The organism is Actinophytocola sp. (genome assembly GCF_050699915.1).
Taxonomy (GTDB): domain Bacteria; phylum Actinomycetota; class Actinomycetes; order Mycobacteriales; family Pseudonocardiaceae; genus Actinophytocola.
This window is the reverse complement of the sequence record NZ_JBOHGA010000074.1, coordinates 20,624-27,801: the sequence shown is the minus strand read 5'-3', so window position 1 is coordinate 27,801 and position 7,178 is coordinate 20,624. Positions and strand designations below refer to the sequence as shown.

Below are 7,178 nucleotides of genomic sequence, written 5' to 3'. Positions count from 1 at the left end.
CCGCGAGCCGGCTGGTCCGGCTGGCCGACCGGCTCGGGCTGCCGGTGCTGACGCTGGTCGACACGCCCGGCGCGGCCGCGTCCCCGGCCGCCGAGCTCGCCGGCGCGGGACCGGCGATCGCGGAGCTGTTCGCGACGATCGCGGCCGCGCGGGTGCCGGTGACGACGCTGGTGATCGGCGAGGGCGGCTCGGGTGGCGCGCTGGCGCTGTGCTCGCCGGACCGGCTGTGGATCGCGCCGGACGCGTACTTCTCGGTCATCGCCCCGGAGCTGGCGGCGGCGATCCTCAAGCGGGACCCGGAGTCGGTTCCGGAGCTCGCGGGCCAGCTGCGGCTGCGCCCCGCGGAGCTGCTGGAACTCGGCGTGGTGCAGGGGATCGCGACGCGCTAGCGCTCTACCGGCCGCACCTCGCGGGCCGAGTCGAGCAGGTGGCCGTCCGCGCACCGCAGCGTCACGTCGACGGGCGCGCCGCAGCCGGCGTGGGTGAGCTCCACCGGCGGGCCGTCGGAGTCGGCGAGGTAGCGGTCGCCCCACCGCATGAGGGACACCAGCACCGGATAGAGGTCCATTCCCTTGCGCGTCAACCGGTACTCGTGCCGGGCGCGCTGCCCGAGCACCTGGTACGGCTCGCGGCGCAGCACGCCGTGCTCGACGAGGACGGACAGCCGCGCGCTCAGGACCTGCCGCGGCGCCCCGGTGTTCGCGCGGATGTCGTCGAACCGGCGGACACCGCGGAACGCCTCGCGGAGTACGAGCATCGTCCAGCGCTCGCCGACCAGCCCGAGCGTGCGGGCGATCGAGCAGTCCTCCGGCAGGTAGTGCGGCTGGGTCACCCCTCGATGCTAATCCGCCGCCGGTAGGTCCACCTACTCCCGGCGGCGTGCCCGCCCGCGCCGTGCTCACCCCGGTTGAGCAGCGCGAATGTCGCCGCGCAACGGACGCGCCGGACCCCTGCCGAACGCGAACATTCTCCTCGACGAAAGGAGATCCACAGATGACCACCACGACCGAGAAGCCCCGTCCCGCCGCCGCGCCACGCCCTGCGCCCCGCTCCCTGGCCGCCGCCGAGAACGCCTTCCTCGCCTTCGCCAGACGGGCCGGCCTGCCGGCGCTGCGGGTGAGCCTCGCGATCACGTTCCTCTGGTTCGGAGCCCTGAAGATCACCAACGACACACCGGTCGGCGAGTTCGTGGCCGGCACGGTCGACTGGATACCCGGCGTGGCCGGGTCCTGGTTCGTCCCGTTCCTCGGCGTCGTCGAGGTGCTGCTGGGCCTGGCACTGCTGTGCAACACCGGACTGCGGGTGGTGCTGCCGCTGCTGTTCGCGCACCTGGTCGGCACGTTCCTGGCCCTGGTCACCCAGCCGGACGTCACCTTCCAGGACGGCAACCCGGTGATGCTCACGACCGAGGGTGAGTTCGTCGTCAAGAACCTCATCCTGCTGAGTGCCGTGCTGGTTCTCTACGGTCGTCGCAAGGCCTGAGTCCGACTTCTCAGTCCGTCCTCAGCAAATCCCAGGCAATATCGATGGCAAGGAGAGAGGACGGACACGACATGCGGCTCAACGACGTGGTGCGGCGCTCGGCGCTGCTGGTGCCGGTCGGCGCCGGGGCGGCGATCATGCGAGCGGGGTGGCAGGTGCCGGCCGCGATCGGCGGCAAACCGGAGGGCGAGCGGCTGGCGCGGATGCGCCGGTCGCCGCACTTCCGGGACGGCCAGTTCCACAACACGGTGCCGGCGAGCATCGCGCCGCCGTCCAGTGGGCCGGGCGTGCTGCGGGACATGTGGTTGGGCAAGGAGACGCGCAAGCCGTCCCAGCCCGTGCCGCTGGTGGTGCCCTCGTTCGAGGCGCCGCCGGCGGACGGGTTGCGCGCGACGTGGCTGGGCCACGCCACGGTCCTGGTCGAGCTGGACGGCCGCCGCCTGCTGTTCGATCCGGTGTGGAGCGAGCGCGTGTCGCCGTCCACTGTGCTCGGTCCGCGCCGGCTGCACCCGGTGCCCGTCGAGCTGGCGGAACTGCCGCCGGTCGACGCGGTCGTCATCTCGCACGATCACTACGACCACCTGGACATGGTGACGATCCGGCGCATCGCCGAGCTGTGGCCGCGGACCCGCTTCGTGGTGCCGCTCGGCGTCGGCGCGCACCTGGAACGCTGGCGGATCCCGGCGACCCGCATCACCGAGCTGGACTGGAACGAGCAGACGACGGTGGACGGCCTCACCCTGACGGCGACCGCCGCGCGGCACTTCTCGGGCCGCCTACGCCCCGGCGGCAACGGCACGCTGTGGGCGTCGTGGGTGGTGGCGGGCGGTGACCACCGGATCTTCTACACGGGCGACTCGGGCTACTTCGACGGCTACCGCGAGATCGGCGAGGAACACGGGCCCTTCGACGTGACGTTCATCCAGATCGGCGCCTATTCCCCGTACTGGCCGGACATCCACATGACTCCGGAGGAGGGCGTGGCCACTCACCGGGCGGTGGGTGGCGGGTTGTTGGTGCCGGTTCATTGGGGGACGTTCAACCTGGCACCGCACGCTTGGTCCGAGCCCGTGGAGCGGTTGTTGGCCGCTGCCGGGTCTGATGTTCGGGTTGCTGTGCCTCGGCCCGGGGAGTCGGTTGGGGTCGAGGGTTCGATCGATGTCGGGTGGTGGCGGCGGGTCGCCTGACTCGGGATTTTGGGGGAGGGAGAGCCGGGGGCCGGTGCGCGCGGTTCTGTGCTGTTCGCTGCGCTGGTTTGGCGCCCTTGCGTTTGTGTTGTGGTTGGGAGCGCCCGGGTTTTTACTGCTGTGCTTTGGGTTGGCGCTCTTTCGTTGGGCCCGATCAACCTCTTGCGGATTCCAGGTGGTTCCGCGCTGCCTGTTCCAGGTGGTTCAGGTCTGAGGCGATGGTGGCGAACGTGTAGCCCTCTGCCAGGCGACGGGCCGCTGTGGCGCCTTCGGGGGTGTGGATTCCCGCTGCGATCCCGGCCTGCTTGGCCGCGTCGCGGATTCGGGCGACCGCCGATTCGAACTTCTCCGATACCGCCGGGTCCATCGGGTACGCGCCGCCTACCGCCAGGCTCAGGTCCGACGGGCCCACATAGACACCATCCAGCCCGGGAGTCGCGCAGATCGCGTCTACTTCGGACAGCGCGGTGGGAGTCTCGATCATCGCGATTACCACGTTGCGTTCGTTGGCCTCGGCCGGTCGCAGGCCGGAGCGGTTGGACGCGAACGACCGCCTGCCCACCGGTGGGTAGCGGACGGAGGCCACCGCTGCGGCGGCGTCCGCCGGCGTCTCGATCAGCGGGACGATCACGCCCACCGCGCCGGCGTCCAGGGCTCGGCCGATCGGGGTGATGTCGTTGGCCTCTACTCGGACCAGGCCGACCGAACCGCCGGCCGCGTCGATCGCCTGCAGGCCGCTCAACAGGCCCGAGTAGCCGAGGTAGCCGTGCTGTCCGTCCAGACACACGTAGTCGTAGCCCAGGCGCGCGATGCGTTCGGTCGCTACCGGCGCGTCCAGTGCGCACCAGTAGCCGAGCACGCGCTCGCGAGCACGCAACCTGGCGGCGAACGTCATGGCGGGCCTCCCATCGACACGGCTGCCCGCCAGTTTGCCAAGGCCTAGTTCGCCTCGCCCGTCAGCGCGAACGAGCGCAGGCGCTGCGTGGCACCGACCGTCCCGACCACGATGAACACGGCCGACATCACCATGGCCGTGCCCAACGAGACCGACGAGTCGATGAACGGCGTCTCGCCCACCGCGTCGGCGAACGTCATGGCGTGCTCGCGGACGCTGAACACCCGCGCCCCGTCCACGAAGCTCACCAGCACGTTCTCCCACAGCATGATGTACACCAAGCCCACCGCGACCGGCCGCTTCGACAGCACGCTCAGCGCCAGGAACAGCGCGCAGTACGCCAGCGACCCGACCGCCGCGGCCACCACGATCCCCGCGGCGAGGGTGCTCGAGCCGGCGATCAGCGCGGCCGCGGCCAGCGGCACGCCGATGGCGACCGTGGTGACCACCCAGGCCACGACCAGCTTCGACAGCACGATCTCGCTGCGCGGCAACGGCTTCGTCAACACGTGGGTGATCGTGCCGTCGTCGATCTCCAGGCCCAGCACGCTGCTGCCCACGATCAGCGCGGTCAGCGGCAGGATCACGCTCAGCCCGAGGTTGCCGAACACGGTCGGTCCCCAGTCGGCCTCGGACACGTCGGCGGACACGCCGATCAGCGTCAGGCCGATCAGCACGAGGGGCATGGGCAGCAGCAACAGGACCCGCCGCCGACCCAGCAGGGCGCGCAGGGTGATGCCGATGATCGTCAGGTTCATGTCGCCACCAGGTAGGAGAAGACCTTCTCGAGGGACTCGTCGGCCGGCCGCACGCTCGTGAGCCGGATGCCGGACGTCTTGGCCTGCTTGGCGAGCGCCCGGGTGAACGTGCCGTAGTCGTTCGCGTGCACCTGCAGCGTGCCGTCCTCCACACGTACCCCGGTGACCGACTGCTGTCCCATGAGGACGGTCGCCAGGCGCCGGTCGTCGGAGGACTGGATGGTGAACTCGTGCGGGCGGTTGGTCATCAGCCGCCGGATGTGCCGGTAGTCGCCCGACGCCGCGAGTCGGCCGGCCACGATCACCTGCACGGTCCCGGACAGCTGCTCGACCTCCTCGAGGATGTGCGAGCTGAACAGGATCGTCCGGCCCTCCTCCTCGGCCATCCGGTGCAGCAGCTCCATCATGTGCAGCCGCTGGCGCGGGTCCATGCCGTTGAACGGCTCGTCCAGCAGCAGCACGCGCGGGTCGTGCACGAGCGCGGCCGCCACGCGGGTCCGCTGGCGCATCCCCTTGGAGTACGTGCCGATCCGCCGGTCCTGCGCGTCGGTCATCTCGACGATCTCGAGCGCCCGGCGCGCCGCGTCCTCGGGTGCGGGCAGCTTGTGCAGGCGGGCGGACGCGAGCACGAACTGCCACGCGGACAGGAAGCCCGGCACGCTCTCCCGCTCGGTGACCAACCCGAGCGTCTTGTACATGGCCGGGTTGCGCCACGCCGGGTCTCCGCCGACGAGCACGCTGCCCTGCGACGGCGCGAGCAGCCCCGCCATCAGGTGCAGCACGGTCGTCTTGCCGGCCCCGTTCGGGCCGAGCAGGCCGGTGAGTCCCGGCCCGATGGTGAGCGTCACGTCGTTGACGGCGACCACGTTGCCGTACCACCGCGACACGGCAGAAAGTTCTACGGCGGTCATGCTGTTCCGCCTCCCCGAATTTCACCCGCGTGGTTGCGTCGGGTTGGCGCTGCGCCGGTCAGGTGCGTGTCTGTGGCCGGGTTGCGTCCCGTTCCCCTTGGGTGCGGCTGGGAGCCGCTCGGCTCGTGCGTCATGCCTTTGCCTTCCGGTAGCGCCAGACGGTGCATGCCGCGCCGACGAGCACGATGGCCAGGGCGACCAGGCCGTACACCGGCCCGTACGATCCGATGTCGATCACGCCGCCGTCGAACAGCCACCGGTCGACGCCGTTGAGCAGGTTGACCGGGTTGACGAGCCCGGCGAGGTGGGCCGCGTCGCCGGTGCTGAACGCCATCAGCGCGCCGGACACCGGGGCGGTGAGCAGCGAGACCGCGACGATCATGCCGGTCGCGAACACCCGCCGCCCGGTCAGCGCCGCGAACGGCAGCGCGATCGCCGCCAGCACCGTCGCGTGGATGGCCGCCGCCAGCAGGCCGACCAGCAACCCGCCGGCCTCGGAGAACACCCCGGAGATCCCGTCGTCGGTGCTGAACGCCATGCCCAGGAAGAGAATCAGCATCGGCGCGCCGAGCATCACGAACGTCGCCGCGGCGAGCGCCGCGAGCTTGGTCAGCGCGTAGTCGGCGCGGCGTAGCGGCCGGGACAGGTACAGCGACAGCACGTTGCCGCGCAGGTCGGTGGACACCAGCTCGGGCGCCACCACCGCGACGAACGCCGTCGCCGCGTAGGTGAACGTGGACGCGATGCCGACGTAGTCGATGACCTCCGTCGGCAGCTGCGTGTTGACCACGACGAGCACGAGCGCGGCCATGCCGGCCAGCGACAGCAGGCCGAACGGCAGCACCTTCGCCCAGGCGCTGCGGCCCAGGCCGTAGGCGCCGCGCACGCTGTGCGTGAACAGCGAGCGGGACGAGTAGGCCCGGCCGAGGCGCGGGCCCTCGTAGCGTTGGTAGCCGATGTCGTGGATGACACCGGTGTTCTGCTCAGACATGGGCGGCCTCCGCGGGCATGTCCCGGAACAGGTCGGCGACCTGGTGGCGGTGGCGCTCGAGCCGGCGCAGCGACAGGTCGAGGTCGGCGATCGCGTCGCGGATGAGGTCGTAGGTCGCCCCGTCGTCGCCCTCGTCGCGGTCCTCGGCGTCGTCGCCGGCACCGAGCCGGACCATCAGGGCCCGGTCGTTGCGCCGGACGCCGAGCCCGGCCGCGACCAGCATCGCCATCAGCGCCTCGGGGTCCTCGTCGATCTCGACCATCAGCATGTCGGACTGCCGGGTCATGGACGACAGCGACGCCGAGCGCAGTAGCCGGCCGGCGTCGATCGCGACCAGCGAGGTGCAGATCCGCTCGATCTCACCCAGCAGGTGCGAGCACACGACCACCGAGATGCCGAACTCGGTCCCGATCCGGTGGACCAGATCGAGCATCGCGCGCCGGCCCTCCGGGTCGAGGCCGTTGGTCGGTTCGTCGAGCAGCAGCAGCTCGGGGTCGTGCACCAGCGCCTGCGCGAGCTTGACCCGCTGTTTCATGCCGGTGGAGTAGCCGCCGATGCGCCGGTACCGCTCCTCGTAGAGCCCGACGTGCCGCAGCGTCTCGGACGCCCGCTCGCGGGCCATCGCCTTGGGCAGGCCGCTCACCCGCGCCATGTGTGTGACGAACTCGGCCGCGATCACGTCCGGCGGCAGGCAGTCGTGCTCCGGCATGTAGCCGACTCGCCCGCGCACCGCCTCTCCGTCGGTGAGCGGGTCGAGCCCCAGCACCCGGATCTGACCACCGGTCGGGACCAGCAGGCCGAGTGCGAGCTTGATCAACGTGCTCTTCCCGGCGCCGTTCACCCCCACGAGCCCGACGATCCCGGGCTCCACGGCGACCGTGAGATCCGCCAACGCGGTCACCTTGTTGTCGTAGCGCTTTTCCAGCGCCTTCGTCTCGATGAGCACCACGGGCC

9 protein-coding genes are annotated in these 7,178 nt (G+C 71.0%); 3 read left to right on the top strand and 6 right to left on the bottom strand.

Annotated elements, in window-relative coordinates:
- A partial coding sequence (locus ACRDSK_RS15625) for a carboxyl transferase domain-containing protein (RefSeq protein ID WP_431441624.1) occupies positions 1–389 on the top strand: 389 nt, incomplete at its 5' end.
- Here the strand turns inward: ACRDSK_RS15625 and ACRDSK_RS15620 are convergent.
- Positions 386–832: a winged helix-turn-helix transcriptional regulator gene (locus ACRDSK_RS15620; RefSeq protein ID WP_431441622.1), complete on the bottom strand. Its 447-nt coding sequence runs from the start codon at positions 830–832 to the stop codon at positions 386–388. The genes ACRDSK_RS15625 and ACRDSK_RS15620 overlap by 4 nt on opposite strands.
- Positions 833–993: 161 nt before the next feature.
- On the opposite strand from ACRDSK_RS15620, the gene ACRDSK_RS15615 reads away from it, so the two are divergent.
- Together ACRDSK_RS15615 and ACRDSK_RS15610 are read left to right on the top strand one after the other, a co-directional pair.
- Entirely contained in the window at positions 994–1,482 is a 489-nt protein-coding gene (locus ACRDSK_RS15615) for a hypothetical protein (RefSeq protein WP_431441620.1), read from the top strand.
- A 71-nt stretch (positions 1,483–1,553) separates the two neighbouring features.
- A complete protein-coding gene (locus ACRDSK_RS15610; protein ID WP_431441618.1) occupies positions 1,554–2,669 on the top strand; it encodes an MBL fold metallo-hydrolase in 1,116 nt (371 codons plus the stop codon).
- A gap of 154 nt (positions 2,670–2,823) precedes the next feature.
- Here ACRDSK_RS15610 and ACRDSK_RS15605 read toward each other — a convergent pair whose 3' ends face one another.
- The 5 genes from ACRDSK_RS15605 to ACRDSK_RS15585 form a co-directional block, all read right to left on the bottom strand.
- Positions 2,824–3,564, bottom strand: coding sequence for an HpcH/HpaI aldolase family protein (locus tag ACRDSK_RS15605; protein WP_431441616.1), 741 nt, complete (start codon positions 3,562–3,564; stop codon positions 2,824–2,826).
- Between the two features lie 44 nt (positions 3,565–3,608).
- Complete coding sequence (locus ACRDSK_RS15600) at positions 3,609–4,322, bottom strand: ABC transporter permease subunit (protein ID WP_431441614.1); 714 nt, start codon at positions 4,320–4,322, stop codon at positions 3,609–3,611.
- Complete coding sequence (locus ACRDSK_RS15595) at positions 4,319–5,233, bottom strand: ABC transporter ATP-binding protein (protein ID WP_431441612.1); 915 nt, start codon at positions 5,231–5,233, stop codon at positions 4,319–4,321. The genes ACRDSK_RS15600 and ACRDSK_RS15595 overlap by 4 nt, the downstream gene beginning before the upstream one ends.
- 130 nt (positions 5,234–5,363) lie before the next feature.
- Positions 5,364–6,224: a hypothetical protein gene (locus ACRDSK_RS15590; protein WP_431441610.1), complete on the bottom strand. Its 861-nt coding sequence runs from the start codon at positions 6,222–6,224 to the stop codon at positions 5,364–5,366.
- Positions 6,217–7,173, bottom strand: coding sequence for an ABC transporter ATP-binding protein (locus tag ACRDSK_RS15585; protein ID WP_431441608.1), 957 nt, complete (start codon positions 7,171–7,173; stop codon positions 6,217–6,219). The genes ACRDSK_RS15590 and ACRDSK_RS15585 overlap by 8 nt, the downstream gene beginning before the upstream one ends.
- Positions 7,174–7,178: the final 5 nt, after the last annotated feature.

Bases quoted from the DNA above. Each gene is read 5' to 3' on its own strand.
- ACRDSK_RS15605 (WP_431441616.1), bottom strand. From the start codon at position 3,564: ATGACGTTCGCCGCCAGGTTGCGTGCTCGCGAGCGCGTGCTCGGCTAC.
- ACRDSK_RS15615 (WP_431441620.1), top strand. From the start codon at position 994: ATGACCACCACGACCGAGAAGCCCCGTCCCGCCGCCGCGCCACGCCCT.
- ACRDSK_RS15610 (WP_431441618.1), top strand. From the start codon at position 1,554: ATGCGGCTCAACGACGTGGTGCGGCGCTCGGCGCTGCTGGTGCCGGTC.
- ACRDSK_RS15600 (WP_431441614.1), bottom strand. From the start codon at position 4,322: ATGAACCTGACGATCATCGGCATCACCCTGCGCGCCCTGCTGGGTCGG.
- ACRDSK_RS15590 (WP_431441610.1), bottom strand. From the start codon at position 6,224: ATGTCTGAGCAGAACACCGGTGTCATCCACGACATCGGCTACCAACGC.
- ACRDSK_RS15595 (WP_431441612.1), bottom strand. From the start codon at position 5,233: ATGACCGCCGTAGAACTTTCTGCCGTGTCGCGGTGGTACGGCAACGTG.